Annotated in this window: 31 protein-coding genes and 1 riboswitch; of the genes, 21 read left to right on the forward strand and 10 right to left on the reverse strand. The window is 67.1% G+C overall.

Features of this window, described 5'->3' with window-relative positions:
- Window positions 1-602 (forward strand): SRPBCC domain-containing protein (locus ACFWVD_RS18670; RefSeq protein ID WP_379244349.1); only part of this gene is annotated, 602 nt, incomplete at its 5' end.
- A 10-nt stretch (window positions 603-612) separates the two neighbouring features.
- On the opposite strand, the gene ACFWVD_RS18675 is transcribed toward ACFWVD_RS18670, so the two are convergent.
- From ACFWVD_RS18675 to ACFWVD_RS18685, 3 genes are read right to left on the reverse strand one after another with little or no spacing between them, the layout of a single operon-like run.
- Window positions 613-1,644: an ABC transporter substrate-binding protein gene (locus tag ACFWVD_RS18675; RefSeq protein ID WP_379244752.1), complete on the reverse strand. Its 1,032-nt coding sequence runs from the start codon at window positions 1,642-1,644 to the stop codon at window positions 613-615.
- Entirely contained in the window at window positions 1,644-2,609 is a 966-nt protein-coding gene (locus ACFWVD_RS18680; RefSeq protein WP_379244351.1) for an ABC transporter ATP-binding protein, read from the reverse strand. The genes ACFWVD_RS18675 and ACFWVD_RS18680 overlap by 1 nt, the downstream gene beginning before the upstream one ends.
- Window positions 2,606-3,637, reverse strand: coding sequence for a FecCD family ABC transporter permease (locus tag ACFWVD_RS18685; protein ID WP_379244353.1), 1,032 nt, complete (start codon window positions 3,635-3,637; stop codon window positions 2,606-2,608). The genes ACFWVD_RS18680 and ACFWVD_RS18685 overlap by 4 nt, the downstream gene beginning before the upstream one ends.
- 55 nt (window positions 3,638-3,692) lie before the next feature.
- Window positions 3,693-3,756: riboswitch (cobalamin riboswitch) on the reverse strand.
- Window positions 3,757-3,916: 160 nt separating this feature from the next.
- Here ACFWVD_RS18685 and ACFWVD_RS18690 point away from each other — a divergent pair.
- The 6 genes from ACFWVD_RS18690 to ACFWVD_RS18715 all read left to right on the forward strand — a co-directional run bounded on the left by ACFWVD_RS18690 (window position 3,917) and on the right by ACFWVD_RS18715 (window position 9,690).
- Window positions 3,917-4,048 carry a hypothetical protein gene (locus tag ACFWVD_RS18690; RefSeq protein WP_379244355.1) on the forward strand — a complete coding sequence of 44 codons (132 nt, stop codon included), beginning with the start codon at window positions 3,917-3,919 and terminating at the stop codon, window positions 4,046-4,048.
- Window positions 4,049-4,172: 124 nt separating this feature from the next.
- Complete coding sequence (locus ACFWVD_RS18695; RefSeq protein WP_379244357.1) at window positions 4,173-5,264, forward strand: ABC transporter substrate-binding protein; 1,092 nt, start codon at window positions 4,173-4,175, stop codon at window positions 5,262-5,264.
- Window positions 5,264-6,124, forward strand: coding sequence for an ABC transporter permease (locus ACFWVD_RS18700; protein ID WP_379244359.1), 861 nt, complete (start codon window positions 5,264-5,266; stop codon window positions 6,122-6,124). The genes ACFWVD_RS18695 and ACFWVD_RS18700 overlap by 1 nt, the downstream gene beginning before the upstream one ends.
- Window positions 6,100-6,864, forward strand: a complete 765-nt coding sequence (locus ACFWVD_RS18705) for an ABC transporter ATP-binding protein (protein ID WP_379244361.1) — start codon at window positions 6,100-6,102, stop codon at window positions 6,862-6,864. The genes ACFWVD_RS18700 and ACFWVD_RS18705 overlap by 25 nt, the downstream gene beginning before the upstream one ends.
- Window positions 6,861-8,210 carry an LLM class flavin-dependent oxidoreductase gene (locus ACFWVD_RS18710; RefSeq protein WP_379244363.1) on the forward strand — a complete coding sequence of 450 codons (1,350 nt, stop codon included), beginning with the start codon at window positions 6,861-6,863 and terminating at the stop codon, window positions 8,208-8,210. The genes ACFWVD_RS18705 and ACFWVD_RS18710 overlap by 4 nt, the downstream gene beginning before the upstream one ends.
- Window positions 8,211-8,463: 253 nt before the next feature.
- Complete coding sequence (locus tag ACFWVD_RS18715) at window positions 8,464-9,690, forward strand: MFS transporter (protein WP_379244365.1); 1,227 nt, start codon at window positions 8,464-8,466, stop codon at window positions 9,688-9,690.
- 30 nt (window positions 9,691-9,720) lie between these two features.
- Here ACFWVD_RS18715 and ACFWVD_RS18720 read toward each other — a convergent pair whose 3' ends face one another.
- Window positions 9,721-10,293: a TIGR03086 family metal-binding protein gene (locus ACFWVD_RS18720; RefSeq protein WP_379244367.1), complete on the reverse strand. Its 573-nt coding sequence runs from the start codon at window positions 10,291-10,293 to the stop codon at window positions 9,721-9,723.
- 61 nt (window positions 10,294-10,354) lie between these two features.
- Here ACFWVD_RS18720 and ACFWVD_RS18725 point away from each other — a divergent pair, with 61 nt between their 5' ends.
- Both ACFWVD_RS18725 and ACFWVD_RS18730 read left to right on the forward strand, forming a co-directional pair.
- Window positions 10,355-11,104 (forward strand): DUF6597 domain-containing transcriptional factor, encoded by a 750-nt coding sequence (locus ACFWVD_RS18725; RefSeq protein ID WP_379244369.1) that lies wholly within the window; start codon window positions 10,355-10,357, stop codon window positions 11,102-11,104.
- Between the two features lie 45 nt (window positions 11,105-11,149).
- Window positions 11,150-12,286: an alpha/beta fold hydrolase gene (locus ACFWVD_RS18730; RefSeq protein ID WP_379244754.1), complete on the forward strand. Its 1,137-nt coding sequence runs from the start codon at window positions 11,150-11,152 to the stop codon at window positions 12,284-12,286.
- On the opposite strand, the gene ACFWVD_RS18735 is transcribed toward ACFWVD_RS18730, so the two are convergent.
- On the reverse strand, window positions 12,287-12,871 hold the full coding sequence (locus tag ACFWVD_RS18735; RefSeq protein WP_379244371.1) for a TetR/AcrR family transcriptional regulator C-terminal domain-containing protein: 585 nt from the start codon (window positions 12,869-12,871) through the stop codon (window positions 12,287-12,289).
- 151 nt (window positions 12,872-13,022) lie between these two features.
- Between ACFWVD_RS18735 and bioB the strand changes: the two genes are divergently transcribed.
- The 6 genes from bioB (at window position 13,023) to ACFWVD_RS18765 (ending at window position 17,037) form a co-directional block, all read left to right on the forward strand.
- Window positions 13,023-14,036: a biotin synthase BioB gene (gene bioB / locus ACFWVD_RS18740; protein WP_379244373.1), complete on the forward strand. Its 1,014-nt coding sequence runs from the start codon at window positions 13,023-13,025 to the stop codon at window positions 14,034-14,036.
- An 81-nt stretch (window positions 14,037-14,117) separates the two neighbouring features.
- The gene (locus ACFWVD_RS18745) at window positions 14,118-14,348 is read left to right on the forward strand and encodes a hypothetical protein (RefSeq protein WP_379244756.1); all 231 of its coding nucleotides are present in this window, start codon (window positions 14,118-14,120) and stop codon (window positions 14,346-14,348) included.
- The gene (locus ACFWVD_RS18750; protein WP_379244375.1) at window positions 14,348-14,998 is read left to right on the forward strand and encodes a DUF2567 domain-containing protein; all 651 of its coding nucleotides are present in this window, start codon (window positions 14,348-14,350) and stop codon (window positions 14,996-14,998) included. Before ACFWVD_RS18745 ends, ACFWVD_RS18750 begins: the two co-directional genes overlap by 1 nt.
- Window positions 14,999-15,068: 70 nt before the next feature.
- Window positions 15,069-15,602 (forward strand): DUF1353 domain-containing protein, encoded by a 534-nt coding sequence (locus tag ACFWVD_RS18755; protein ID WP_379244377.1) that lies wholly within the window; start codon window positions 15,069-15,071, stop codon window positions 15,600-15,602.
- Window positions 15,603-15,686: 84 nt separating this feature from the next.
- Window positions 15,687-16,784, forward strand: coding sequence for an AI-2E family transporter (locus ACFWVD_RS18760; RefSeq protein ID WP_379244379.1), 1,098 nt, complete (start codon window positions 15,687-15,689; stop codon window positions 16,782-16,784).
- 97 nt (window positions 16,785-16,881) lie between these two features.
- On the forward strand, window positions 16,882-17,037 hold the full coding sequence (locus ACFWVD_RS18765) for a hypothetical protein (protein WP_379244381.1): 156 nt from the start codon (window positions 16,882-16,884) through the stop codon (window positions 17,035-17,037).
- 6 nt (window positions 17,038-17,043) lie between these two features.
- On the opposite strand, the gene ACFWVD_RS18770 is transcribed toward ACFWVD_RS18765, so the two are convergent.
- Window positions 17,044-17,532 (reverse strand): nitroreductase/quinone reductase family protein, encoded by a 489-nt coding sequence (locus ACFWVD_RS18770; RefSeq protein ID WP_379244383.1) that lies wholly within the window; start codon window positions 17,530-17,532, stop codon window positions 17,044-17,046.
- A gap of 47 nt (window positions 17,533-17,579) precedes the next feature.
- The gene (locus ACFWVD_RS18775; RefSeq protein ID WP_379244385.1) at window positions 17,580-17,975 is read right to left on the reverse strand and encodes a hypothetical protein; all 396 of its coding nucleotides are present in this window, start codon (window positions 17,973-17,975) and stop codon (window positions 17,580-17,582) included.
- A gap of 214 nt (window positions 17,976-18,189) precedes the next feature.
- On the opposite strand from ACFWVD_RS18775, the gene ACFWVD_RS18780 reads away from it, so the two are divergent.
- Both ACFWVD_RS18780 and ACFWVD_RS18785 read left to right on the forward strand, forming a co-directional pair.
- The gene (locus tag ACFWVD_RS18780; RefSeq protein WP_379244387.1) at window positions 18,190-18,642 is read left to right on the forward strand and encodes a helix-turn-helix domain-containing protein; all 453 of its coding nucleotides are present in this window, start codon (window positions 18,190-18,192) and stop codon (window positions 18,640-18,642) included.
- 48 nt (window positions 18,643-18,690) lie between these two features.
- Entirely contained in the window at window positions 18,691-19,302 is a 612-nt protein-coding gene (locus ACFWVD_RS18785) for a PIN domain-containing protein (protein WP_379244389.1), read from the forward strand.
- Window positions 19,303-19,340: 38 nt separating this feature from the next.
- On the opposite strand, the gene ACFWVD_RS18790 is transcribed toward ACFWVD_RS18785, so the two are convergent.
- Window positions 19,341-20,057, reverse strand: a complete 717-nt coding sequence (locus ACFWVD_RS18790; RefSeq protein ID WP_379244391.1) for an NUDIX domain-containing protein — start codon at window positions 20,055-20,057, stop codon at window positions 19,341-19,343.
- 77 nt (window positions 20,058-20,134) lie between these two features.
- On the opposite strand from ACFWVD_RS18790, the gene nadA reads away from it, so the two are divergent.
- The 4 genes from nadA to ACFWVD_RS18810 are packed head-to-tail and all read left to right on the forward strand — an operon-like array spanning window position 20,135 to window position 24,878.
- The gene (gene nadA, locus ACFWVD_RS18795) at window positions 20,135-21,172 is read left to right on the forward strand and encodes a quinolinate synthase NadA (RefSeq protein WP_379244393.1); all 1,038 of its coding nucleotides are present in this window, start codon (window positions 20,135-20,137) and stop codon (window positions 21,170-21,172) included.
- Between the two features lie 31 nt (window positions 21,173-21,203).
- Window positions 21,204-22,826 (forward strand): L-aspartate oxidase, encoded by a 1,623-nt coding sequence (locus tag ACFWVD_RS18800; protein WP_379244395.1) that lies wholly within the window; start codon window positions 21,204-21,206, stop codon window positions 22,824-22,826.
- Window positions 22,826-23,686: a carboxylating nicotinate-nucleotide diphosphorylase gene (gene nadC, locus ACFWVD_RS18805; RefSeq protein ID WP_379244397.1), complete on the forward strand. Its 861-nt coding sequence runs from the start codon at window positions 22,826-22,828 to the stop codon at window positions 23,684-23,686. Before ACFWVD_RS18800 ends, nadC begins: the two co-directional genes overlap by 1 nt.
- Before the next feature lie 58 nt (window positions 23,687-23,744).
- A complete protein-coding gene (locus tag ACFWVD_RS18810) occupies window positions 23,745-24,878 on the forward strand; it encodes a hypothetical protein (RefSeq protein WP_379244399.1) in 1,134 nt (377 codons plus the stop codon).
- 47 nt (window positions 24,879-24,925) lie between these two features.
- Here the strand turns inward: ACFWVD_RS18810 and ACFWVD_RS18815 are convergent, their stop codons facing one another.
- Window positions 24,926-26,119 carry a type II toxin-antitoxin system HipA family toxin gene (locus tag ACFWVD_RS18815; protein ID WP_379244401.1) on the reverse strand — a complete coding sequence of 398 codons (1,194 nt, stop codon included), beginning with the start codon at window positions 26,117-26,119 and terminating at the stop codon, window positions 24,926-24,928.
- A complete protein-coding gene (locus ACFWVD_RS18820; protein ID WP_379244403.1) occupies window positions 26,116-26,316 on the reverse strand; it encodes a helix-turn-helix domain-containing protein in 201 nt (66 codons plus the stop codon). The genes ACFWVD_RS18815 and ACFWVD_RS18820 overlap by 4 nt, the downstream gene beginning before the upstream one ends.
- Window positions 26,317-26,368: the final 52 nt, after the last annotated feature.

Here is a 26,368-nt window from a genome sequence, read left to right on the forward strand (position 1 = left end):
ACCCGGAAGCTAAGGCCACCTGCGCCGATGGTACTGCACTCGACAGGGTGTGGGAGAGTAGGACACTGCCGGAACATCATTGCGAAAGGCCCCCAGCATTGCTGGGGGCCTTTTTGCGTTCCCTGTACTGTGAATCCATGGCGACGACCAGGATCGGCACGCACATCAACGCGCCTCGTTCGACCGTCTATCGACTGCTGATGGACGGCGATTCGGTGGCTGCCTGGATGATGCCCGACGGAATGTCCATCGAGGTGCATCGGTTCGAGCCGGTGGAGGGCGGATCGTTCTCCCTGACGCTCACCTATGACCAGCCCACCGAGGCGGGAATCACGCAGCAGCACGACGCGTACTTCGGGAAGTTCCGCTCGTTGGTCCCGGACGAGCAGGTGGTCGAGGTGCTGGAATTCGTGACCGAGAAGCCGGATATGACCGGGGCGCAGACCATTACCTTCACCCTGGCCGACGCCGACGGCGGAACCGCGCTCGATATCGTGCACGAAGACGTTCCGGCGGGTCTCAGCGCCGCCGACAACGAAGCGAGCTGGCAGATGGCGTTGACGAAGCTGGGGGCTATGGCCGAGCGGGGCGCGCTCGACTGAGCGCGCTCGATCAGCGCACCGCGTCGTCCGCGCGGGGTGTGATGCCCGAGGCGGGGACGAGTTGCCAGGCTTCGAGCTGCCGGCGAATCTGTTCCGCGGCATCGATATTGAGCGGTCCGCTGGTCCACAGTGCGTACGGCAGGGTGAAGAATCGGCTGTCGCGGACCGCGCGCAGCGTGTTGATGCCCGGCTTCGAACGCAGTAGTTCGACCTTCTGGGCGTAGGTCTGGCCGGGGTACTCCACGAACATGATCGCGTCCGGGTCGGCGGCCGCGAGGCGCTCCCAGGAGACCTTGGTCCAGGTGTCGTCGACGTCGTCGAGGACGTTGCGCGCGCCCGCTGCTTCCAGGATTGCCTGCGGCGCACCGTATTTGCCGCTGGAGAAGATCGTGTCGGTGCCGCTGTCGAACAGGAACACCGTCGGCGGCGTGGCGGGTTTCGGGGCCGTGGTCAGGGCGGCGAGTCTGCGGTCGAGGTCGGCGGTGACCTCGGTGGCGCGGTTCTGGCGGCCGGTGATCGTGCCGAGGTCGGTGAGGTCGGTGCGCAGGGCGGTCCACGGTTCGACAGTGCCGCGGGCGGGCGCGCCGTCTTGCCGGCGGCAGCTTTCGGTGAGGACGTAGGCGGCGATGCCGTCCTTGCGCAGGGTCGCGGGGGTGAGGTTGCTCGCCTCGTCGTAGCCGTAGCTCCAGCCGGCGACCATGACGTCGGGGCGTTGGGCCAGCACGGTTTCGCGTGAAGGGTATTCGGGGGCAACAGAGTTCAGGCTGTCGACGATCTCGGCTCCGTAGTGGGCGCGCAGGGTGTCCGCGTCGCGCTGGATGCTCGAGACCGCGGCGACCTGGTCCTGTGCGCCCAGTGCCAGCACCATCGAGATGAGGTTGCCGTCGTTGACGAACAGGCGCTGGGCAGGGGAGGGGAACGGGGATTGCTTGCCGCAGTTGGTGATCGGGATCGTGGATGCGGTGTGCGTGGTGGTGCCGGTGCAAGCCGTCAGCGCGACCGCGAGTGCGGTGCTGGCCAGGATCGGGCCGGTCGTTTTCATCATCGAGCCTCTCGGGCAGTGATCAACAGGTGGTGGTCGCCGGTCACGGGATGCCGCACGCGAGTCGCGTCGACACCGAATACTTCGGCGACGATCTCGGGTGTCAGGGCCTGCGACGGCGGTGCGGGTGGTCGCGCGGAACCGTTGTGCAGCACGATGATTCGGTCGCAGTAGCGGTCGGCCAGTGCGAGATCGTGCAGGGCGGCGACGACGGTTCGGTTCAGGGTTCGCATCAGCGTGAGGAGTTCGAGTTGATGGGTGACGTCGAGATGGTTCGTCGGCTCGTCGAGCAGCAGGACCGGAGTGTCCTGAAGCAGTGCCCTGGCCAGCAGAACCCGCCGCCGTTCGCCACCGGACAACTGATGCACCTGCCTGCCCGCGAAACCGGCGAGATCGACCGCCGCCAACGCCTGTGCCACCCGGTGTTGTTCACGCGGGCCGCCCAGACCCCACGGCGGCAGATAGGGCGTCAGGCCGAGCGCGACCACTTCGCCGACCAGCATGTCGGCGGGCGGAGTCTCGTCCTGCGCCACCAGTGCCACGGCCGAAGCCCGTCGCCGCGGCCGCAGCGCGTGCAGCACCTGCCCGTCGACGAGGACCTGGCCGTGTTTCGGCTTGTCGACCCCGGCGAGCACCCGCAGCAACGTCGACTTGCCGCTGCCATTGGGCCCGACGATGCCGACGACCTCGCCGGGCCTGATCGAGAATTCGGCATCGACAACGATATCTCGATGCCCGATCGCGCAGGTGAGTGCGACGGCTCGCAGTTCGCCAGGTCGCCCCGCCGTGCCTGTGTGCGCCGGTGCCTCCCTTGTTCGGGAATCGGCGTTGCCTGCGGTGCAGTCCGGCGCCGTCTTGTCGACATCGCAGTCGGGCGCGTTCGGTGCGAGGAGAGGTCGTGGTGTGGTGTCACCTGCCGCGCGGTTCGCAGCTGGTCGATCGAACACGCGCAGCCAGCCGCTCATGAGGTCCCGAACTGGTAGCGGCGCCTGCCCATCAGCAGCAGGAAGATCGGGGCGCCGATAAGGCCGGTCAAAACGCCTACGGGTATTTCGGTGGGACGCACCAGGATTCGAGTGGCCGCATCGGCGATCACCAGGAACAGCGCACCGCCGAGTGCGCAGGCAGGCAGCAGATTGCGGTGGCGGGGGCCCACGATCATGCGCGCGGCGTGCGGGACGACCAGGCCGACGAAGCCGATGCCACCCGACACCGCGACCAGAACCCCGACGAGCACTGCCAGCAGCACGAAGAGGCCGATCCGAAGGTGCTGTACCGGTACTCCGACCGAGGACGCGGTATCGGCGCCGAGAGTGAGCGCGTCGAGCCAGCCCGCCACTGCCATCAGGATCGCACCGCACGTCACGACGACGGTAAAAGGCAGGGCCAAGGTCGTCCAATCGGCACCGGCGAGACTGCCCAGCAACCAGAACAGCACCGACTCCGCCGCGGCGGGATCGGTGCTGCGAAACACCAGGAAACTGCTGAACCCGGCGAAGGCGGATCCGAGCACGGTGCCGGTGAGAACCAGTCGCAGCGGAGTGAGTCCGCCCTGCGCGAGCGCGATCAGGAAGACCAGGGTCGCCGCACCGAGCGCGCCCAGCAGCGCACCGCCCGACAACGCCCAAATGCCCGCGCCCGCGAACAACCCGGAGGTGATCACCGCGGCCGCGCCGACCCCGGCACCCGAGGAGACGCCGAGCAGGAACGGGTCGGCCAGTGGATTGCGCACCAGCGTCTGCATCGCCGCGCCCGCCAGTGCCAATCCGGCGCCGACGATCGCGGCCAGCAGGGTGCGTGGCACGCGGAGCTGCCAGACGATGGTGTCGATGCCGAGGTCGGTCGGTGTCGCGCCGGTGAGCCGGGCGGTGAGGGCGTCCAGCACCGCGGACACAGGAACGATCTCCGCACCGAAGCCGGTGGCGGCGATCATCGCTGCCGACAGCAACGCCCCGAGCAGGGGTAAGGCGAGCGAGACCCGCGCACGGGTCATCGCGAAATCTCCACAGGCAAGGCGCGGCCCTTTCAGAGGGTGTCCCGGCGAGGGAGGTCTGACTTTCGCCGTGAGGCGATCACAGTGGCGCGACCGTTCCGGAGTTACACCGGATTCCCGCACCCGCCGGGGATGACACCGTGACTGTACAAGGCACGCGGTGCCACCTGGAAGCGGGACGGGACCAGTCGTTCCGAGGAATTTCGTGAGCGAGGTTAACGTTGCTGGGGGCGAACACGATTCACGCTTGTCCGACAATTCGTACGAAGGAGAACGCTCATGGGTTCCACTGACCTGATGGCTTGGATCAGCGAGGGAATGCTCGCCGGGGACCCGGTGCGATCGGCGCTGTTCAGGGTGCTCTACCTGCCGATCATGATGTTGGGTCTGCTCAGCGGGCAGCCCTTCTGAGTTCGGGGTCTCGGCCTTCTCGCGAGCGGGCGCCACGCGCGTCCGCCGCGGGAAGCCGCCCGTGGTTCGAATCACGGGAAAGCTAAAGGTATTCGGCGCGGGGCGTGGTTGATTCAATCCCTGTATGTACCGACCGAACACCTTCCTGCCCGGCCTGCGAGGCCGCACCACCGCCGCACTGCTCGCGGTGGCAACCGTTGCGACGTTGGGCCTGAGCGGCTGTGCCAGTGGCAAGGACGCACCGGTCGGCACGCCTGATGTCGCCCTGCCGACCGAGGTTCCGCCGGGGACCACGCTGATCGTGGCCGATCAGCAGGAGCGGCTGCAATCGGCGCTGCGACTGTCCGGTGAGCTGGACAAGTTGCCGTTCAAGATCGAGTTCGCGAACTTCGTCGGTGGCCCGGCCATTCTCGAGGCGTTCCGGGCCGGCGCGGCCGATGTCGGGCAGGTCGGCGATGTGCCGCCGATTCACGCGTTGGCGGCGGGGCAGGACGTGCCGATCATCGGCTCTTATCAGGTCAACCCTCAGGCGATGAAACTCGCTGTCGCACCGGGCCGTTCGATCACCAAGCTCGCAGACCTGAAGGGCAAGAAGATCGCCTACGCCGAGGGGACGGCCCAGCAGGCCTCGGTGTTGAAGGCGCTCACGAAGGCCGGTTTGAAACCCGCTGACGTGCAACTGATTCGGTTGCAGCTGGGCGAGTTCCCCGATGCGGTGCGCACCGGTCAGGTCGATGTCGCGCCGCTGATCGAACCGAACGTGACCCGGTTCCTGCGAACCCAGGGCGCCTCACTGATCCCCGATTCGGAAACCACGGGCATCTACAGCGGCCTCGCCTACCTGTACGCGCGCCGCGCGGTGGTCCAGGATCCGGCGAAGGCCGCGGCGACTCGCGCTCTGGTTGGCGCGTTCGTGCGGGCCTGGCAGTGGACCAACACCCACCGCGACGAATGGGCGACCCGCTATTACGTCGAGAACCAGAAGGTCAGCGCCGACGACGCTAGGCGGATCATCGAATCGGGTGGCAACTACACGTTCCCGCACCTGGACCAGCAGCTGATCGCCCGTCAACAGTCCACTATCGACGCGATCGACGCCGTGGGCGAACTGCCGAAGAAGATCAAGGCCGTCGACGGGTTCGACCTGCGGTTCGACGCGGCGGTCACCGAGGCCGTCACCGCCAGCGGGGCGGCGTTCGCGCCGGCGGCGAGCTGATGGCCACCCTCGACGCCGGGGTCCTGCGGCGTATCCGATCCAGCACCGCACCCGTGGAGGTGCTCGCACCGCGCGGGCGCGGCAAGCGCCGACTCGGACCGGGCAAGCCGATCCCGTTCGGCTTCGCGATCGGTCCGGCCCTGCTCATCGGCAGCTGGGTTCTCGGATCACTTTCTGGTGCAATAGATCCCGAGACACTGCCCGCGCCGTGGACAGTCGCGGCGACCGCGGGGGAGCTGATCGCCGACGGCCGGTTGCAGTCCAATCTGCTCACCTCCCTGCAGCGTGCGGTGGTCGGACTCGTGCTCGGTGTGGTGATCGGCGTGGTGTTGGCGCTGGTGTCCGGGTTGAGTCGGCTCGGTGAGGCGGTGGTCGATGGTCCCGTGCAGATCAAACGGGCCATTCCGACGCTGGCGCTGATCCCGCTGTTCATCGTGTGGTTCGGCATCGGCGAGGAAATGAAGCTGATCGTCATCACCACCAGCGTGCTCATTCCGATCTACCTCAATACCCACGCTTACCTGCGCAGTGTCGACGCGCGCTACGTGGAACTGGCCGAGACCGTCGGACTGTCGCGGTGGGGTTTTCTGCGGCGGATCGCGTTGCCGGGTGCACTGCCGGGCTTCTTCTTGGGATTGCGGCTGGCGGTGACCATTTCGTGGTTGGCGCTGGTGGTGGTCGAACAGGTCAACGCGACCAGCGGCATCGGCTACCTGATGACGCAGGCGCGCACCTACGGCCAGATCGACGTGATCGTGGTCGGACTGGTGATCTACGGACTGCTCGGACTGTTCGGCGACCTCGCCGTGCGGGCAACGGAACGAAAGGTGCTGGCATGGCGACAGACACTGGGCGACTGAGCCCCGACGAGCGGGTCGTCGTGCGCACCCGCGCGCTGACTCGCGGCTTCGGCAAGCGAATCGTGTTGAACGGCATCGACATCGAGATCCGGCGCGGTGAGTTCGTCGCGCTGCTCGGTCGCAGTGGTTCGGGCAAGAGCACGCTGCTGCGGGCGTTGGCCGAATTGGATTCGGAGGTACCGGGTTCGGGCGAACTGACGGTGCCCGAGCAGCGTGCGGTGGTGTTCCAGGATTCGCGGCTGCTGCCGTGGGCGCGGGTGCTGGACAATGTGGTGCTCGGGTTGACCGGGCGGGACGCGGCACAGCGTGGCCGTTCGGCGTTGGCTGAGGTAGGACTCGCCGGGCGGGAGAAAGCCTGGCCGCGTGAGCTTTCCGGCGGTGAACAGCAGCGGGTGGCGTTGGCCAGGTCGCTGGTGCGTGAGCCGGAACTGCTGCTGGCCGACGAACCGTTCGGTGCGCTGGACGCGCTGACCCGGATCCGGATGCACGCGCTGCTGCAGGCGCTGTGCCGGCGACACCGGCCCGCCGTGCTGCTGGTGACCCACGATGTGGACGAGGCGGTGCTGCTCGCCGACCGGGTACTGGTGCTCGACGAAGGCGTGATCACGATCGACCAGCGGATCGACACGCCCCGTCCGCGCAGGCACGCGCAACCCGAGTTCGTCCGGTTGCGTGACGTGCTGTTGGCCGGACTCGGCGTGGACACAACGGAATTCGAGAAAGTGAAGCAGGCGTCATGAGTGCACCGCGTCAACTGAGTCTGAACGCGTTCATCTATCCCTCCGGGCATCACGAGGCGGCGTGGCGGCATCCCGACAGCAGCCCCGACCGCATCTACGACGTGTCCTACTACCAGGAGATCGGGCGCACGGCGGAGGCGGCGAAACTGGACGCGGTGTTCTTCGCCGACGGTCCCGCCCTGCGCACCGACGTGCGACACAATGCGGCGCCAGGCCTCGAGCCGATCACCCTGCTCACCGCGATCGCCTCGGCGACAACACATCTGGGTCTGATCGCGACCGCGTCGACCACCTATTACGAGCCCTACAACCTGGCGCGACTGTTCTCCTCGCTCGACCACATCTCCGGCGGTCGGGCGGGGTGGAACATCGTTACCACCGGAACCGACTTGGCCGCAGCCAATTTCGGGCGCGCAGCGCATCCCGATCATGCCGAGCGTTATGCCCGTGCACGGGAATTCGTGGATGCGGTGGTGGGGCTGTGGGACAGCTGGGAGGACGACGCGATCGTGCTCGACCGCGCCGCCGGTGTCTACGCCGACCCCGACAAGATCCATCCGATCGACTTCGTCGGCGAACATCTCAGCGTGCGTGGGCCTTTCAACGCGGCTCGAACACCGCAGGGTCGTCCAGTGCTGGTGCAGGCGGGTGCCTCGAACGAGGGTCGCGCGTTCGCGGGTAAGTACGCGGAGGCGATCTTCACAGCGCACCAACGGCTTTCGGACGCGCAAGCCTTCTACGCCGATATCAAATCCAAGGCAGCAGAGTTCGGGCGCACCGCCGACGAGGTGAAGATCCTGCCGGGGATCAGCCCCTTCATCGCCGACACCGAGGCTGCCGCACAGCGTTTGGAGCGCGAGTTCAATGAACTGACCGTGCCCGAATACGGGATCAAGCAGCTGGAATCGATCACCGGGACCTCGCTGCGCACGCTCGCGCTGGACGAGCTGGTGCCCGTGGAGGTGTTCGCGGGGGCGGGTGATGTCACCGATAACGCGCGCAGCAGGTTGCAGGTGGTGGCGGGGATCGTCGAACGGGAACGGCCGACCCTGCGCGGGCTGCTGCACCGGTTGGCGGGGGCGCGGGGGCACCGGGTGTTCGCGGGGACACCCGAGCAGGTGGCTGACACGATCGAGCAGTGGTTCACCCAGGGCGCGGCCGACGGATTCAATGTGATGCCGCCGTATTACCCCGGCGGGCTGGAAGTTTTCACCGAGACGGTGGTGCCGATCCTGCAGGAACGTGGGCTGTTCCGCACCGAATACACCGGCACCACCCTGCGCGATCACTTCGGACTCGCGCGGCCGCAGAGTCAGTTCGCGCAGACACCCGCTGCTGTCGGATGAGTGCTGGATCCGGCGAATGTTGTTGTCGCGGCGGCGAGAATTGCGGCCGACCGCGTCACGTTGACGCTCCGCTGACCGATCGATCGGGGTGCAGTAGGCCACGGCGGCAGAGTGGGTTGGCGCGACCCGTTGTCAGCGGGGCGTCAGAGGCGCAGGAAGGTAGCGAAAAGGACGCAGGCGCCGAGGGTTTCGGTACACGCGCGACACCTGAGACTTCACGGCGTCTGGTTTTCTGCCGCGCGGGTGGCCGACGATGAGCGCAGGCACCCTCGACACCGAACCCCTGCAGTTACGTGCGCTGATCTGGCCGGTGTTCGCACCAATGGCCTTGTACGGCACCGGAGCTGGTGCGGCCGCGCCGATGTATGCCTGGCGCGCACTGGATCTCGGTGCATCCGCGGGCATGGCAGGGCTGATCGTGGCGCTGGGCGGGCTCGGGATGGTGCTCGCCGACCTGCCCGCGGGACGGATCGTCGCCCGGATCGGAGAGCGGGCGGCGATCGGGGTCGGCAGTGTGCTGGGCACCGTCGGGGTGCTCGCGGCGATCTTCGCACCGAATCTTGTTGTGCTGGCAGTGGGTTTGCTGCTCAACGGGGCGGCGGGTGCGGTGTGGGGGTTGGCGCGGCAGACCTATCTGGTGTCGGTGGTCGCGCCCGATCAACGCGGGCGCGCCATGTCGACGCTGGCTGGGTCGCACCGGCTCGGGTTCTTCTGCGGGCCTTTTCTCGGCGCGGCACTGGTGCACGGGATGGGGCCGGTCGGCGCGCTGTGGCTGCAGTTGGTCACCACGCTGGCGGCCGCGGCGGCGATGGTGGCGATCCGTTCCAGCGAGATCGGTGACCCTGCGGCGCTGCGACCAGTGCACACAGTGTTATCCGAAAATCGCAGAGTCCTAAGAACTCTCGGACTCGCCTCGGTCGCAGTCGGTGCCGCACGAGCATCCCGCACAGTCCTGCTGCCGCTGTGGGCCGCGCACCTCGGAATCGACGCCGCGACAACGAGTTTGCTGTTCGGCCTGGCCGGCGCGGTCGACGTACTCATGTCCTATCCGGCCGGCGTATGGCTGGACCGCGCGGGCAGCCGCGTCACCGGCACCGCCTGCGGAATCTGCTTCGCCCTTGGCTACGCGGTCCTGCCGTTCACCGGTTCGGTGCTCACCATGGGTGCCGCGACCATGCTGCTGGGCCTGGCCAACGGCCTGAGCAACGGCCTGATCATGACTGTCGGCGTGTACGCCGCACCACCGGACCGCCGCGCGGAATTCCTCGGCGCCTGGCGCCTGACCCACGACGTCGGTGCCTTCGCGGGCCCGGTCGCGGTCGGTCTGGTCGGTGCGCTGGCCGGTCTTGCCGCCGCGGGCGCACTGATGGCATTCGGGATCGGACTCGGCGCGCTGGCGATGTACCGCTGGTTCCCCGCACGCCCGGTTGTGGTGCCACCGGGTCTGATCAAACCCCGAGATCCGGTGGACAGCAACTGAATCGGCGCCCACGCGTGCACCTGCGAGAGCTCAGACCGGGTCGCGTCCGGTGAGTCCGAGGATGCGATCCAGCAGGGGCGCGGTGGTGGGGACCGGGACCTCCGGGCCGTAGATGCCCATCGCCCGTCCCTGCTCGGCGGTGGCGGCGGTGTCGTCATAGGTCTGGCGCAGCAGGTCGTCATCCCAGTGCACGGTGGTGCCGAGGGCGTGAGCCAGGTCCCAGCCGTGGACGATCAGCTCACCCACGACCATGCCGCCGACCAGCGACGCGGGCAGTTCCATGGGGCCGCCCATGTGGGTGGTGCCCTGCCACGCGGCGGGGTCACGCCAGGCGGTGGAGAGGGCGTCCAGGTGCGCATCCAGGGCGGCGGCCCAGTCGCCCGCGGTGAGATCGACCTCGGATTCGGTGGCTGCCGGGGGCGCGACGGCTTCCTTGCGCGCCGCGCCGACCAGCGACGGACCCCAGAACAGCAGGTGCTCGAGCAGGGCCGCGACGTCGAACTCCGCGCAGGGCGTCGGGGCGGACAGCTGCTCCGGATCGATGGTGCGGATGAGCTGGGCCAGCGGCGCCGCGGCGCGCGCCACACGTTCGGTTTCGGACATACACCGAGGTAACCACCGCGACGCGGCGTTGTCTTGAACAAACGCGACATAGACTCACCGGGTGCAACGCGATCCGCGCGAACTGGGCGGTGCCTGGCAGTCGTCGCAGCGTCACGCGTTCAACGCGCCGTCAGGTGATCTGGCGCGGTATGTCGACCGGTACTGGGCCGTGACCTGGGACTATGAGCGGCCGTATCGGCAGTTGGTCGTGCCGCTGCCGAACGTGCACCTGACCTTTCGCGACGGTAGCGCCGAACTGCACGGCCCCTCGTCCTCACACGTCTACCGGGAGCTCACGGGCTCGGGTTCGGTGTTCGGTGTCGCCTTCCGGCCTGGTGTCTTTCGTCCGTTTCTCGACGGTCCGGTCGCGCGCCTGCGGGACCGAAAGGTCGACGCGACAACAGTTTTCGGACCGGACATTCCTGATCGAGCCGACGTCGCCTCGGTCGAAGGATTGCTGCGTGCGCACCTGCCCGAAGCCGACCCGGAATCCGAGAGCACGGCGCGGATCGTGGCCATGATCGCCCAGGACAACAGCATCCTCACCGTCGACGCGCTCGCGCGGCGATGCGACAGCAGTGTCCGGCGCGTGCAGCGGTTGTTCGCCGAGCACGTCGGCATCGGGCCGAAATGGGTGATCCGCCGCTACCGCCTGCGCGAGGTCACCGAGCGGCTCGCCGCGGGCCACGACCTCGACTGGGCAGCACTGGCCGCCGACCTCGGTTACGCCGACCAACCGCATCTCAGTCGCGACTTCCGCAAGATCTTCGGCGAACCGCCCACCAGCTACGCCCAGCGCTACGCACGGTAGCCGAGGGCACTCGGCCCGCGCCCCTACAGTGGGGGAATGTCGTCAATGGATCGGCATCCGTCTACCGTCGCGGACTTCGACGATGTTCGTCGGCGGGAACGGTTGCGGGAAACGCGGGTCGGGCACGGGTGGCGTCGGTGGCGCCGGACCAGGCTGGCGGTGTTGCGGGTTGTCGGGGTGCTGGCGGTGGCGCTGATGGTGTTCGGGCAGTACTGGGTGCACGATGTCGCGCCGGAGCGTGAGCGGTTGGCCCGCACCGCACCGGAGTTGCTGCCCGCGCACCTGCCCGCCGACTCGCGGGATTGGGATACCGCGGTGGTCGACATGGTGGGTCTGGGAGGCGTCAACGCGGTGCCCACCGCCTCTGCGTTGCCGGTGTTGAGCCGGATCGGGGTGGTGTGGGCGGTGCGGTACGACAACGCGGGTATCGACACCAAGGTCATCGCCGACATGATCGTGCGGGCCGCCACCTACGGCGGGGTGCGCAATATCGTGTTGGTCGGGCACAGCATGGGTGGGGTGATCGCTCTCGAAGTGGCCCAGCACATCCACCTGCACAGCGATCGGCGGTTGGTGGCGGTGGTGTTGGACTGCACGCCGTTGGATCTGGATGCGGTGCGGCCCGAAAGTCGCAGCCGGGGAACCGATCTGGTGCGGTGGTTGCGCTGGCTGCCCGGTGCCAGGGAGAGTCGGCTGCTGCGCTTCACCGTCGAGATGTCCGCTCGGCGTGAACGTTTCCAGCTGTGGCACGGACTGTTGCCCGACATCGACCTGGACGCTTTTCGTGAGGTGGCCTCAGAAGTATTGCGGGACAAGATCTTCTCCCGCGACGCCGCCAGCAACGGGTTGATCGAAGCGCAGTTCATGGCAATCGTCGCCAGCGGCGGCACCGGCGATCTGGACGCGCTCGGCGAACCCCATCCGAAGAAGCGAAACCCGGCGATCGTGTTCATCCGGCCGCGCGACGCCAGCCGCGATTCCGTTGTCGACGTGGAGTATTCGCACCGGGTCCTGATCGAACACTCCGGCGGTGTCGACGGATCACTGCTGGTGGTGCGGCCCAGTCGGATCGAACACGCCAACCCGATTCAGCGCCCGCACGAATACAACACGGTCATCGAATCGCAAGTGCTGCCGTTCATCGCGCGCTACCAGGACGCCAACCGCGACGACCCGCCCTGATCAGCGCACCCGTGCACCGAGAATGGTGCGCACGCCCGCGATGAACAACTGCAGACCGAAGTCGAAACGTGCTGTGGGGTCGGGGGTTTCGAGCAGGGGAGTGTCGTCCTGCGGCAGCGCGCCGACCGAATCCATCTGCATCCGCGACTGCTCGTCGACGGTCTGGCCCAGCACGTAGTAGAGCAGGGTGTAGGCCGTGAGATCGGCTTCCTCCCTGGTCATACCGGCGCGAATGACAATGCCGGCCAGACGTTCCCGCGCCTTGCTCGTAGTCAGTCGGGAGGCGTAGGTGGCCGAAACCAGTTCTGCGCCATCGCGATAGGCCAGCAGGCAGTCGCGCAGGCGATGCGCCAACTCGGTGAGCTGGGAAGGCCACTCGGTGGCGGTGATCGGCTGGTCCATCGGGGCGAGAATCCGGTCGGCCACCGCGCCCAGCAGCGACTGCTTGTCTTTCACGTGCCAGTACAGCGCGCCCGGCTGCACCTGCAGCGAACCCGCCAGGCGGCGCATCGTCAGATCGGCGAGCCCGTACTGATCCAGGATCGCGATGGCGGCATCGATCACATCCGTCTTCCGCAGTTGCACGCGCGTCCTTCCGAACAGATTTTCCGACCCGAGTGTCGTGACTCACTTATAGCCGCTACCCTATCCTGAACACCGTTCAAGTTGCACGGCCACGCCGGGTGGATCACACCCACGGCTCGTGCGCACACCCCCGTCGAAGGGACATCACGACGTGACGCAGGCACCCGTCCAGACCGATATTCTGGCCATCGCCCGTGAGCAGGTACTCGAGCGCGGCGAAGGCCTCACCGAGCAGCAGGCCGTGGAGGTCCTTCGGCTGGGCGACGACCGTCTGGAAGCGTTGCTCGAGCTCGCCCACGACGTGCGGATGAAGTGGTGTGGCCCGGAGGTCGAGGTCGAGGGCATCATCAGCCTCAAGACCGGCGGCTGCCCCGAGGACTGCCACTTCTGCTCGCAGTCGGGACTGTTCCAGTCGCCCGTGCGCGCGGCCTGGCTCGACATCCCCAGCCTGGTCGAGGCGGCCAAGCAGACCGCCAAGACCGGCGCCACCGAGTTCTGCATCGTGGCCGCCGTGCGCGGGCCCGACGAGCGGCTGATGGCGCAGGTCGCCGCGGGCGTGGAGGCCATTCGCAACGAGGTCGACATCCAGGTCGCCTGCTCGCTGGGCATGCTCAACCAGGAACAGGTCGACCAGCTCGCCGCGATGGGCGTGCACCGCTACAACCACAACCTCGAAACCGCCAAGTCGCACTTCCCCAAGGTCGTGACCACCCACTCCTACGAGGAGCGGTTCGAGACCCTGCGGATGGTGCGCGAAGCAGGCATGGAGGTGTGCTGCGGCGGCATCCTGGGCATGGGCGAGACCATCGAGCAGCGCGCCGAGTTCGCCACGCAGCTGGCCGCGCTGAACCCCGACGAGGTTCCGCTGAACTTCCTCAACCCGCGCCCCGGAACCCCGTTCGGTGACCTCGAGGTGCTGCCCGCCGCCGACGCGCTGCGTGCGATCGCCACCTTCCGGCTCGCGATGCCGCGCACCATCCTGCGTTTCGCCGGCGGTCGCGAGATCACCCTCGGTGATCTGGGCGCCAAGCAGGGCATGCTCGGCGGCATCAACGCCGTCATCGTCGGCAACTACCTGACCACGCTGGGCCGTCCCGCGGAGTCCGATCTGGATCTGCTCGGCGAGCTGAGCATGCCGATCAAAGCGTTCAACGACACGCTGTAAAGCGCTGTGTACGATCGAGAATCGACCCAGGTCGAAGCACCCGCGACGGTTCGGTCGCACTTCACGGAGGCGGTAACTGCGTTGGACGAGCACGACGCCCGGTTCGCCGAGCGCTACAACCCGTTCACCGGCAAACGGATCGTGCCGGGAATCGACGACCCAACACCCGCCTCGGCCACGCTGGGGCTGGAACCGCCGCGATTCTGCGAACAGTGCGGTCGCCGGATGGTCGTGCAGATCAGCCCCGACGGGTGGTGGGCCAAGTGCTCGCGGCACGGTGTCATCGAATCGGCACAGTTGGAACGCCGGTAGTGCTGGGCAGCGTGCAGCGCCCAGAAGTGTTGCGGCGCGAGGTGATCGGTGTCGGCGTCGTCATGGCGGTGGTGCTGGTGGCCAGCGCCGTGGCCGGGGTGGTGTGGGGCGTGCTCGCGCCCACCGAGCGGTTGCGGGTGACCCAGCCCGGTCGCGCCGCGGTGCTCACCGGCGAGAGCCTGCACCTGTTCGACGCGGTCGGGATGTTTCTGTGCATCGGCGCGGTGGTGGCGGTGTTGAGCGCGGTCGGGGCGTGGCGGGTGCGTGTCGCGCGCGGGCCCGCTCTCGTGCTCGGCGTGCTGTTCGCCTCCGGCTTGGGTGCCGCGGTGATGATGTGGATCGGGGAATGGGTTGCCGGCGTTGCCCATCCGCGACCCGACGATCCGGTTGTCGGCCAGATCGTCGCGCTGCCCGCCGAAGTCGGCACCTCGCTCGCGCTGGTGGTTCAGCCGTTCCTGGCCGCGCTGGTGCTGCTGTTCCTCGCCGCGCTGCACCCACGGATCGATTTGGGATCCGGTGCGATGGGGTTGCTGGGCGACCTTCGGCCCGCGGAGTACGCCGACGATCTCGAGGTCTATCGCGTGCCCTACGGTGCCGAACAGTCTCGGCCCAGCGGCGATGTCGACCAGAGTTCGCAACCGCATGGTTGAATCGTCCACTCGCGCTATCCTGTGTCATAGCAGCAGGTAGGGGGCTTCTTGCGGCGCGAGAGGAACGGTCGTGGCATTCATCGGTGGTGGTCCGGTCGTCGAGGAACTCGACGCGAAATTCTGGCGCCTGGTGCAACCGCTGACCTATCAGGGCGCGGTCGAAATATTCACCGTCCCTGAGGGATTCCGCACCGACTTCGCCTCGGTTCCCCGCGCGCTGGTGTGGTTGATTCCGCGCTACGGCGACTACACGCGCGCCGCGATCCTGCACGACTACCTGTGTCGCACAGGCGAAGTCGGGCCCGCCGACGCGGACGGGTTGTTCCGGCGCAGTCTGCACGAGGCCGGGGTGTCGGTGCCGCGGCGCTGGATGATGTGGGCGGCGGTGCGGTTGGGCAGTCGGTTGCGTGGGGCGCGGGCGGTCGACGTGCTCGGCTGGTTGTTGATCGCGGTGCCGTCGCTGATCTTTCTCGCCGTGCCGGTGATCGTGGTGACGGTGGCGCTGGTGGTGTTCTGGGTGGTCGAGTTGATGTTCTGGGCGGTGCGACGGCTGACTCGGCGCACCGCGGCACCGCCGCCGAAGCCGCAGATGAAGACCGCCTGATCCGGTGCCGAACTCGCCCGGTCGAAGGCGCGGCAGACGGCATATCGGCAGGTAGCGTCGAAATCCTCGAGCTGAGGAGCGCCGATGGACACATCACGTCACGACACCGAGGGTCGCGCCACCGAGGACTGGTCGATTCCGCGCGGACTGATCGTGCTGCTGGCGGTGGCCGCCGCGGTGGTCGCCATCGCCGGAATGAAAGCGTTCGCCGGGGTGATCGGGCCGGTCTTCCTCGCGCTCATGCTCACCGTCGCGGTGCAGCCGATTCAAGGATGGGCCCAACGGCGCGGATGGCCTGCCTGGGTCGGGATGTTCGGCGCGCTGATCTCGGTGGTGGCGATCCTGGTCGGGATCGGCGGTGCGTTGGTGCTGTCGGCGGCGCAATTGGTGACCCTGCTGCCCGAATACGACGACAAGCTCAACGACCTGCTCGACAGCGGCCGCGGGTGGCTGTCGGACCAGGGCGTGGGCGACGAACAGATCCAGAAGGCGCTCGACGGAATCGACGTCGGCCAGGCGGCAGGCGTCGTCGAGCAGGTGCTGGGTGGGGTGCTCGGTCTGTTCTCCAATCTGTTCTTCGTGCTGGCGCTGCTGCTGTTCATGGCGTTCGACGGGATGAGCATGGGGCAGCGGATGCAGGTGGTCAGCCGGGATCGGCCCGCCATCGCGCAGGCACTGCGGTCCTTCGCGGCGGGCACGCGGCAGTATCTGGTGGTGTCGACGGTGTTCGGTGCGATCGTGGCGGTGCTCGACGGTGGGGCACTGTGGGCGATGGGGGTGCCGTTGCCGGTGCTGTGGGCGGTGCTGTCGTTCATCACCAACTACATCCCCAATGTCGGGTTCATCATCGGGGTGATCCCACCCGCGTTACTGGCCCTGCTCGACAGCGGGCCGGTGCTGATGATCTGGGTGATCGTGGTCTATTCGGTGATCAACTTCGTGATCCAGTCGATCATTCAACCCAAGTTCGTCGGTGACGCTGTGGGGCTGGGGATCACGGTCACGTTCTTGTCGCTGGTGTTCTGGGGGTGGGTGATCGGGGCGCTGGGCGCGTTGCTGGCGATTCCGTTGACGTTGCTGGTGAAGGCGTTGCTGTTGGATATGGATCCGTCGACGCGGTGGGCGGATGTGTTGATCGGGGCGCCGTTGAAGAAGTCCGATCCGCAGCCGGCCGCGGAATAGTGGCTCGCGCGCAACGGTTCACACTCGAAAACCAGTGGAACGTGGGTGTGCCCGTTTCTTATCATGGGAGCATCGCATCTCGGGGGAGGACCTGATCATGAAAACCGAGAACAAGCAGGCAGTGGAGCGGCCCGACCTGGTCGCCTGGCGCCGCCGCCACGCCCTGCGCAGCTCGTCCGCGGCCACCGCGGTACCCAGCGGACGTACCTACCGGCGCGCACCCAAGCACCGCGATCGCCGCCACGAATCCTGAGTCAGTTCACGGGGTTCGAGTCAGCACCACCAACGGCAACGGCTTGTCGACCTTGGCCTGATACTCGGCCAGCAACGAGTTCTCCGCGAGCGCCCACGTCGCGAACTCGTCATACCGCTCGCCGGTCAGCACCTCGGCATTCGCCGCGAATTTCTCGCCGCCCAACTCGATCCTGACCTGCGGGTCAGCCTTGGCGTTGTGGTACCACGCCGGGTACTTCCCTTCGATGAACGAACTCACATACAGGGTGTCGCCCCGATACAGCGCCCCCAACGGAACCACATGCGGCTTACCGCTTTTGGCTCCGGTCGTGGTCAGCAACAACAACGTCGCCCCCGCGTAGTCACCGCCGACCTGCCCGTCGTTACCCCGGAACTCGGCAATGACCCCGTCGTTCCACCCGGCCATCTCATCGGCCGAGTACTCCCGGTTCCACGGTGCATCCGGGTCATCGTAGGAGATGGTCTCTTTCGCGTCCGCTGCGTTGTTGTCCATGCCATGCAGTGTGACACCGGCCACCGACAACTTTCGGTGCGCGCGCGTCAGTGCGTGGGGTCGGGTGGCGTCGAGGCGCGCTGTTCGGCGATCCGGCGCTGGATCTCGTCCCAGGGCAGGGGCAACTCATCGGCCGGAGCCGTGAAGAACACGAAAGTCGCGTCCCGCATGACTTTTCGCTTGCGCTCGACGGTGGACTTGTGGGGTTCGGCGCCCGCGTAGGCGTAGATGGACGCTTTGTTCTCCCACGCCGAATACGTCCAGAACGTGCGCTTCGACAGCTGCGCCTTCAACGTCACGCCGAGCGCTCCCGGCGAACGTCGCGCCTGCCGCCACAGCGCCAGCGACGCGATCAGGAAACCGGGCGCGTCACGCAAGGACTTCACCTCGAGCCGCGAGGCCATGCACTGCACCTCGGGCGTGGTGGGCGTGCCGACGGTCATCCACGGAATCGTGGGCAAGGGCCGCTCTTTTCGATCAGAAGGATGTCGGCGAACTCACCGACCGATCCCACCATGTTCCACTGTGGGATATACGTTGTCAATGGCACTCGGCGCCGCATGCACCTTTCACGTATAACTGTAAAGTGATTGTAGTTATAAGTGGAGCGAGCTAGACTTTGGTGTCTATCAGCGACGCAGTCGAATCGGAGGAGCCATGGACCCCCAGCTACGTGGTGATCGAGCAACCGTGTCGGTCACTGCGCGCGAGGTCGAGCAGGCCGGGAATATTCGCGAATTCCTTGGCGATGAGCGGCCGACGCTCTCGATCCAGGCCGCAGGAAGCCCTGAGACATCCCTGACGGTTCCCGCCGAGCTGACCTCTGTGATTCTGCAGTTGGTCGATTTGGTCGGGCGGGGCTGCACTGTCACAGTGGGCAGTATTCCGGCGGAGGTGACGACAACGGTGGCCGCGCAGATGCTGAACATCTCCCGGCCGACGCTGATGAAGCTCGTACGCGAACAGCGGATCCCGTCTCACAAGGTGGGCGCGCATACCCGGCTGTCCAGCCGGGACGTGATCGACTACCGACGCGCTCAATTGGCCCGCCAGAGCAAGGCTTTCGACGAACTGCGAGCGCTGGAGGAGCAATGGGACATTACGGATTGAGTAGCTGGATCTGTGCTGGAAGCGGTCGGTGCCCGATAGCATGTCGGCATGGGCGGCAAGCAGGTGCAGCGAGTTCTGGTGGATGCCAACATCTTCTACTCGCGCACGCTGCGTGATTGGCTCTGTTTGCTGTATTTACGCGGCGGCAGCGGGATGTTCCAGATCTACTGGACCGAAGACATCATGGCGGAGGCGCTGTACAACCTGCGGAGGAAGAATCCGTTCCTCGCTGAGCAACAGGTCGGTGGAATCCGGCGCACAATCATCGAGACGTTCGGCGACAACAGCCAAATCCTCGGGTATGCGGTCGATCGCAACGTCGCGTATCCCGATGTCTTCGATGCGCATGTCCATTGCGCCGCAGTCCATGGGGACGTCGACATGGTGCTGACGGCCAACCATGAAGATTTCGAATTCGACGGCATCGACGACCTGACCTACGAGGTCTACGGCGCCGACGCCTTCTTCGAACTTGTCGATGACTCCAAGCCCGCGCTTGTGCGCGCGGTGGTGCGTGAACAACTCGTCTATTGGGTCGGCCGCAAGGGCAAAGCGCTGCCGGAGGCCTTACGTTCGGCCGGGGCCGACAACTTCGCCGAGCGGGTTCGTTTGCATCTGCAAACGCTGGATGTCGGCGAGATCTTTTCGCCCAGTCCGTGATTCGGGGTGGCGGGCCGCGAATCGGTTCGGGGCACATTTCAGTTCGGGGGGCGGAGGGCGGCGAATTCGTCGGTTACTCGGAGGCCTGAGTCGGTGAAGCGGTAGAGGGCGGCGGGGCGGCCTCCGGTTCGGCCGGAGGGGGCGGTGGCGCCGGTGGGGGTGATTACCTTGCGGCGGGACAGGACTCGTTGGAGGTTGGTGGTGTCCACGTCGTAGCCCAGTGCGGCGCAGTAGATTTCGCGCAGGGTCGACATGGTGAAGGTGTCGGGGGTCAGGGCGTAGGCGATGTTGGTGTAGGAGAGTTTGGCGGCCAGGCGGGTGCGGGCGTGGTCGACGACGGTGCGGTGGTCGAAGGACATGTCGGGCAGGTTCGACACGGGGTGCCAGGTGGTGTCGGGAGGGAGTTCGGGCTCGGTGGTCAGCGGGACCAGGCCGAGGTAGGCCGAGGCGATGCGGCGGGGGGCGGGCACGCGGTCGGGGTTGCTGAACACCGACAGCTGTTCGAGGTGGTGCAGGTCGCGCACGTCGACCTTTTCGGCGAGTTGGCGGCGGGCGGAGGTGTCCAGGTCCTCGTCGTCGCGCAGTCGGCCGCCGGGCAGCGACCATGTGCCTTTCTGCGGATCGAGCGCGCGTTCCCACAGCAAAACGGCCAGCTCGGGGTGCTTGGCGCCTCTACCTGCGGAAATGCTGGCAGGGAAGTGGCGAACCTGGAACACCGCGGTGAGCGATTCGTGGATGGTGTTACTATGAGGCACGTTTTCGATTGTAAGTCGAAAACCTGGTTGGTGCGAATCACGGCGATGCGGCCGCTCGCACGAGAAAGGGAGCCACCATGGCGACGACGACTGCACAGCAGGCGCTGATGGGTGCGGTATTCGACGGACCCACGGGCTACGCGGGTGTCGAGGCGACGCCGGAATGGGCGCAGGAGGTGCGCCGCCTGGCGCGCGAACGCAATGCGACCATCCTCGCGCACAACTACCAGCTGCCCGAGATCCAGGACGTGGCCGACCACGTCGGTGACTCGCTCGCGCTGTCGCGTATCGCGGCCGAGGCCGAAGAGGACACGATCGTGTTCTGCGGCGTGCACTTCATGGCCGAGACCGCCAAGATCCTGAGCCCGGCCAAGACCGTGCTCATCCCGGACCAGCGCGCGGGCTGCTCGCTGGCCGACTCGATCTCCGCCGACGAGCTGCGCGCCTGGAAGGCCGAGCACCCCGACGCGATGGTGGTGTCGTACGTGAACACCACCGCCGAGGTGAAGGCGCTCACCGACATCTGCTGCACCTCCTCCAACGCCGTCGACGTGGTCGACTCGATCGACCCCGACCGTGAGGTGCTGTTCCTGCCGGACCAGTTCCTCGGCGCGCACGTGAAGCGCGAGACCGGCCGCGAGAACATGCACATCTGGGCGGGTGAGTGCCACGTGCACGCCGGCATCAACGGCGACGAGCTCACCGAGCAGGCCCGCACCCACCCCGACGCCGAGCTGTACGTGCACCCGGAGTGCGGTTGCGCCACCTCGGCGCTGTACCTGGCCGGTGAGGGCGCGTTCCCGGCCGAGCGGGTGCACATCCTGTCCACCGGCGGCATGATCGACGCGGCGAAGGCGTCGACCTCGAACCAGGTGCTGGTCGCCACCGAGGTCGGGATGCTGCACCAGCTGCGCAAGGCCGCGCCCGGGATCGACTTCCAGGCCGTGAACGATCGCGCCTCCTGCAAGTACATGAAGATGATCACCCCGGCCGCGCTGCTGCGCTGCCTGGTCGAAGGCGCCGACGAGGTGCATGTCGACCTGGCGATGGCCGAGGCCGGTCGCGCGTCGGTGCAGCGGATGATCGCCATCGGCAACTCCGGTGGTGGCGAGTGACCGGCGCCGTTACGGCGAGCCGGTAACGACCATGACGGTGTCCTGGGAGGCCGAGGTCGACCTGGTGATCATCGGCGGTGGCGTCGCGGGACTCACCGCGGCGCGCACCGCGTCATTGCGTGGGCTGCGGGTGCTCATCCTGAGCAAGGGTGGGCCGACCGACACCTCCACGCAGTACGCGCAGGGTGGCATCGCTGTTGTTGCGCCGCAAGGTGATTCGGTCGACTCGCATGTGCGTGACACTGTTGAAGCCGGGGCCGGACTCTGCGAGGTCGACGCGGTGCGTTCGATCGTCGAGGGTGGACAGGCCGCGGTTGCGGCGCTGACCGATCTCGGTGCGGTGTTCGATCACGGTCGCGACGGACAGATCTCGCGGACTCGCGAGGGTGGACACAGCACCCGGCGCATCATTCACGCCGGCGGGGACGCCACCGGCGCCGAGGTGCAGCGGGCGCTCAACGCGGCGGGCTTGCCGGTGATGTTCGGTGCCGCCGCCCTGCGGGTGGTCACCGGGGTCGACGGTGTCCAGGGCGTGATCGCGGTGTCGGACAACGGTTTCGGTGTCGTGCACACCCCTTCGGTGCTGCTGGCCACCGGCGGCCTCGGGCAGCTCTACGCGCTCAGCACCAATCCGCCCGGAGCGACCGGTGACGGTGTGGCGCTGGCCTTGTGGGCCGGAGCGGCCGTTGCCGATCTCGAATTCGTGCAATTCCATCCGACAGTGCTCTACACGCCCGGTGGAGTGGGACGACGACCGTTGATCAGCGAAGCCGTGCGCGGCGAGGGCGCTGTTCTCGTTGACTCCCAGGGGAACTCGGTGACCGCGGGTGTGCATCCGCGCGGTGATCTGGCCCCACGCGATGTGGTGTCGCGGGCGATCGCGGAGCGGATGCGGGCGCTGGACACCGACCATGTCTTCCTCGACGCGCGTGCTGTCGACGGGTTCGCCCAGCGGTTCCCGACGATCACCGCCTCCTGCCTCGCCGCGGGGATCGACCCTGTGACGCAACTGATTCCGGTCGCGCCCGCCGCGCACTATCAGTGCGGTGGAGTGCTCACCGATACCCACGGGCGCACCGGTGTTGCGGGGCTCTACGCGGCGGGCGAGGTCGCCAGGACCGGTCTGCACGGTGCGAATCGGTTGGCGTCCAACAGTTTGTTGGAAGGGCTTGTCGTGGGCGAGCGGGCCGGTGCGGCAGCTGTCGAGCGGGTCGGTGTGCATGCTCGGATCGACGAGTTGCCTTCTTGGACACTGGAACGCGCTGATCGTGCGGTGGTACAGCAGGCAATGACCGAGCACGCTTCGGTCGTGCGCGACGGTGCCGGGCTTGCCGGCGCTATGAAGCGGATCGACGCTGAAACATCGGAAGTGCCTGTGCCACGCACTGATTCAGCGGCACGGCACCTTCGCGAGATCGAAGACGCGGCACTGACCTTGACCGCGCGTGTGTTGCTGACGGCGGCGGCCGCGCGGACCGAGAGCCGCGGATGTCACACCCGCGCGGAGTACCCGAACCCGGTCGACGACCGACAACACAGCACGGCCATTCGACTGCTGCCCGACGGCGCACTCGAAATGTCCACCGTGCCAGACGATTCCCGTGAAGAAGAAGCGACCCGGCGCACCTCGCGCCCGAGAACAGGAGTGCAGTGATGGCACTGGACGCCACCCTGGACCGCGATGAGCTGCTCACGCTGATCCGTACCGCCCTCGACGAGGACCTGCGCTACGGACCCGACGTCACCACGGTCGCCACCGTCCCCGAAGACGCGGTGAGCAAGGCCTCGGTGGTCTCGCGCCAGGACGGCACCGTCGCGGGCATCGATGTCGGGCTGCTCGTGCTCGACGAGGTGCTCGGCGCCGGCAACTACGAGATCGCCGCGCACGTCGCCGACGGCACTCGGGTGGAGCCGGGCACGTCGGTGCTGAGCATCGTCGCCCCCACGCGCGGCCTGCTCACCGCCGAACGCACGATGCTCAATCTCGTGTGCCACCTGTCCGGCATCGCGACCGCGACCGCCGCGTGGGTCGACGCCGTCGAAGGCACCGACTGCAAGATCCGCGACAGCCGGAAAACCCTGCCCGGCCTGCGCGCCCTGCAGAAGTACGCGGTCCGCGTCGGTGGTGGCGTCAACCATCGCATGGGTCTGGGCGATGCCGCGCTGATCAAGGACAACCACGTCGTGGCCGCGGGTTCTGTCGTCAACGCCCTGCGTGCGGTGCGTGAGTTGGCGCCCGATATCGCGTGCGAGGTCGAGGTCGACAGCCTCGAACAACTCGACGCCGTGCTCGCCGAGAACGTCGAACTGGTGCTGCTGGACAACTTCCCGCTGTGGCAGACCCAAGCCGCGGTGCAGCGTCGCGACAACACCGCTCCCGACACGAAACTCGAGTCCTCCGGCGGACTTTCGCTGGAACAGGCCGCGGACTATGCGGGCACCGGTGTGGACTACCTCGCCATCGGCGCGCTCACCCACTCGGTGCGGGTGCTGGATCTGGGCCTGGATATGTGAGAGGACATGCGGATCGGCCCTGCGCTGATCGGTGGTAGCTGACCGGTAACCTCGGCGAATGAGTCGCTGGCATCAGTACGGACTGCCGGTTCTGCTGGCGCTGTGCTCGACGCTGCTGGTCACCGTGATGGGGCTGGTCGCCGAGGATCTGCTGCCCGCCGCGGTGCTGCAGATCGTGGTGTTCTTCGCCCTGCTGGTGTTGTTCCTGCTGGCGTCGCTGATGCAGTTGCGGTACCTGTGGCGGCGGAACACGTCGGGCACGCTGTACTACCTGCGCGCCGACAGCAGCCGCGTGCCGTCGCTGCACCGCGCGGCCATCACCGCGGCGGCCACCGAGACGCAGGACCTGTGCGCGGTGCGACGAACCTTCTCGACCGCCACACCGGACGGGGTCGTGGATCTTCGCGGCACGGTCGGCGAGGTTCGCGCGGCGTTCGATGCCGCGCTCAACGCCGACAGCAGTGATTCCGGGTACTCGGTTGTGCCCGACTTCGCTTGGCCCGTAGCGGTTTCCATCGGCTACGACTGGCTGCCGCGGCCGGGCACCAGGATCCTCGCCGTCGACGACGACGGACCACCAGCGGCGTTCTCGTACCCCGCATCCGACCCGCGACACGCGGATTCCTTTGCGCCGCTTCCCGTTCTGCGTCACGCCGCGATCATCGACGGCGCGCCGGTCCTGTTGCCCGACGGCCCAGCCGAAGATGCTGCCGCCCAACGTATCCGAGTCCTGATCGCGGTCTCCCGCGGCGACATGGCCGACGTGGTCGACCTGACAGCCCACGCCGGCCGACGCCTCGGCGCCACCGAACTGGCCGACACCGGCGGCCACACCCCCGTCTTCGCCGTCGGCTACGGCACCGTCGACCACGAACAATCCCTCGACCTGCGCGGCGACGGCAACGGCGGCCACGACCTGCGCGCCGCCGCCGACCAACTCACCGCCGCCATCCGCGGCTACCTCGACCGCTTCCCCCACGCCCACATCGAACTGGTCCTCGACGCCCCCGACGTCGTCTCCCTCGCCGTCGGCTGGCGCCTGGCCAACCCACCCGACGCGGGAATGCGCTCCCGAATCTGGGAATTCTGGGACCGGGTGGTGCCCCTGTACGGCGACGTCGGACCCGGCGGCGAACCGCGAGTCGTCGCACTCTGGGTCCACCCGGCCCAGGCCGAACCATCACTGCGCTGAGTGCCCGCAGCCCAGATCTGGGTTCGCTCTATTCGCCCGGTCATTGTTCACGAGTCCAGTGCCTGTGCCAACTCACCACGGCGTAAGCGCAGCTCACGTTGTGTTCTGTGCAGCGGTGAACCGGTGAACGGTAGCTGGTCGAAATCGACCGTCGCGGATGCTCGGAGTGCGAGTTTATGAGCCGAGGTCGCGGCTTTGGCGGGCAGGCCGATTTCCGCGGCGAAGGCAGCCCAGTGTCTTGCTCGGAGCCCTTTGGTGCGTCCGGCGATCGGCAGCGCCATCGAATCATCGTCGTAGACCAGGGTGCAGGGAATGTCGTAGAGGGGGGCGATGTTCCAGCGGTTCTCGCTGTCGCGGAGCACGCCGATGTTCTTACCGTGTAGGTCGCCGTTGCCGGTCAGCCATGCGAACAGGAACTGCAAGTAGAGATTTCGTGCCGCTACCGCAGGTGCGCGAACCATGCCGGTGAGTGCTTGGACGACCTCGACCGCGTCGACGTTGTACTTCGCGGACGGCGGCAATCCGAGCACCTGGGTGGCATCTTCGAACGCGAGACGACGCCACGTATCGCCCACCCGGACACGGTCGAAGCGGCGGACGAGCAAGCCGGGCTTTCCGGACTTGTCGTGCACGAGATCCGAACCGGCGACCGGAAGCTTCAACGTCCGGGCCGCGGCCAGATGCGCGGCTTCGTTCTCGATCAGGTGGGGATATCCCGACTGAGACAGCTTCAGAATGAATCGACCGAAGCCAGCGGCGATCGGGGTGCTGATCATCGACGCGCTCGCCTTGTTCTGGACCCCCGGGATCGCCTGTCGATCGACATCGTCTATCAGACGGTCGAATTCGAGCTCGTCTGCGGATTCGCAGTCGACGAGCGTGGGAACGTCAACAGGGGCCGTGCCGCCGGGAAACACCTGGACGTCGCCCGGTGCGTCCGCTCCTACTGCGAGAAGCAGGCTGAGTTCGTCATCAGCGCTGGTCTTCACCGCACGACGGAGCACCGTCAAGCGGTGCCCCTCCGGCAGCAGGCCCGCGAAGAAGGGCGGGACAGACCCCGACCCGCCGGTGACCGGTTCGACGCCGAGCGGCAGGGTGGAAGCGACGTAATCACCGGAATACCCTGGTACGTAACGAAATTCGGTCCCGCCATCCGTGGTCCTGCTGATCGTGGCGGCGATGCGTCCGGCCTTGTAGACGTCCGCTTCGTCGACTCGCCGAAACAGCTCGAAGTCCGTCACGGTGCCACGATCAGGGTCAGGCCCAGCACGTCGGCCACGGCGGCGACCGTCGCGATACTGGTCGAACCTCGGCCGTGCTCGATATCGCGGACCGTGCGTGTGGAAGTGTCGGCAACTTCGGCAAGCTGCTCCTGGGTCAGTCGATGACGGCGTCTTTCCGCGCGAACCTTTGCGCCGATGTCTTTCAGTACATCCACCACTGCACCTCCGATCGGCAGGATCTTGCCGAATTGACCTATTTGGTCACCA

The sequence above is a fragment of the Nocardia sp. NPDC058666 genome, from assembly GCF_042714895.1.
GTDB lineage: Bacteria > Actinomycetota > Actinomycetes > Mycobacteriales > Mycobacteriaceae > Nocardia.

Bases quoted from the DNA above. Each gene is read 5' to 3' on its own strand.
- nadA (WP_379244393.1), top strand. From the start codon at position 20,135: ATGGCGACGACGACTGCACAGCAGGCGCTGATGGGTGCGGTATTCGAC.
- ACFWVD_RS18705 (WP_379244361.1), top strand. From the start codon at position 6,100: ATGGCGACAGACACTGGGCGACTGAGCCCCGACGAGCGGGTCGTCGTG.
- ACFWVD_RS18715 (WP_379244365.1), top strand. From the start codon at position 8,464: ATGAGCGCAGGCACCCTCGACACCGAACCCCTGCAGTTACGTGCGCTG.
- ACFWVD_RS18785 (WP_379244389.1), top strand. From the start codon at position 18,691: ATGGGCGGCAAGCAGGTGCAGCGAGTTCTGGTGGATGCCAACATCTTC.
- ACFWVD_RS18780 (WP_379244387.1), top strand. From the start codon at position 18,190: ATGGACCCCCAGCTACGTGGTGATCGAGCAACCGTGTCGGTCACTGCG.
- ACFWVD_RS18690 (WP_379244355.1), top strand. From the start codon at position 3,917: ATGGGTTCCACTGACCTGATGGCTTGGATCAGCGAGGGAATGCTCGCC.
- ACFWVD_RS18685 (WP_379244353.1), bottom strand. From the start codon at position 3,637: ATGACCCGTGCGCGGGTCTCGCTCGCCTTACCCCTGCTCGGGGCGTTG.
- ACFWVD_RS18680 (WP_379244351.1), bottom strand. From the start codon at position 2,609: ATGAGCGGCTGGCTGCGCGTGTTCGATCGACCAGCTGCGAACCGCGCG.
- ACFWVD_RS18710 (WP_379244363.1), top strand. From the start codon at position 6,861: ATGAGTGCACCGCGTCAACTGAGTCTGAACGCGTTCATCTATCCCTCC.
- ACFWVD_RS18720 (WP_379244367.1), bottom strand. From the start codon at position 10,293: ATGTCCGAAACCGAACGTGTGGCGCGCGCCGCGGCGCCGCTGGCCCAG.
- ACFWVD_RS18730 (WP_379244754.1), top strand. From the start codon at position 11,150: ATGGATCGGCATCCGTCTACCGTCGCGGACTTCGACGATGTTCGTCGG.
- ACFWVD_RS18770 (WP_379244383.1), bottom strand. From the start codon at position 17,532: ATGGACAACAACGCAGCGGACGCGAAAGAGACCATCTCCTACGATGAC.
- ACFWVD_RS18765 (WP_379244381.1), top strand. From the start codon at position 16,882: ATGAAAACCGAGAACAAGCAGGCAGTGGAGCGGCCCGACCTGGTCGCC.
- ACFWVD_RS18810 (WP_379244399.1), top strand. From the start codon at position 23,745: ATGAGTCGCTGGCATCAGTACGGACTGCCGGTTCTGCTGGCGCTGTGC.
- ACFWVD_RS18760 (WP_379244379.1), top strand. From the start codon at position 15,687: ATGGACACATCACGTCACGACACCGAGGGTCGCGCCACCGAGGACTGG.
- ACFWVD_RS18800 (WP_379244395.1), top strand. From the start codon at position 21,204: ATGACGGTGTCCTGGGAGGCCGAGGTCGACCTGGTGATCATCGGCGGT.
- ACFWVD_RS18675 (WP_379244752.1), bottom strand. From the start codon at position 1,644: ATGAAAACGACCGGCCCGATCCTGGCCAGCACCGCACTCGCGGTCGCG.
- ACFWVD_RS18695 (WP_379244357.1), top strand. From the start codon at position 4,173: ATGTACCGACCGAACACCTTCCTGCCCGGCCTGCGAGGCCGCACCACC.
- nadC (WP_379244397.1), top strand. From the start codon at position 22,826: ATGGCACTGGACGCCACCCTGGACCGCGATGAGCTGCTCACGCTGATC.
- ACFWVD_RS18700 (WP_379244359.1), top strand. From the start codon at position 5,264: ATGGCCACCCTCGACGCCGGGGTCCTGCGGCGTATCCGATCCAGCACC.
- ACFWVD_RS18775 (WP_379244385.1), bottom strand. From the start codon at position 17,975: ATGACCGTCGGCACGCCCACCACGCCCGAGGTGCAGTGCATGGCCTCG.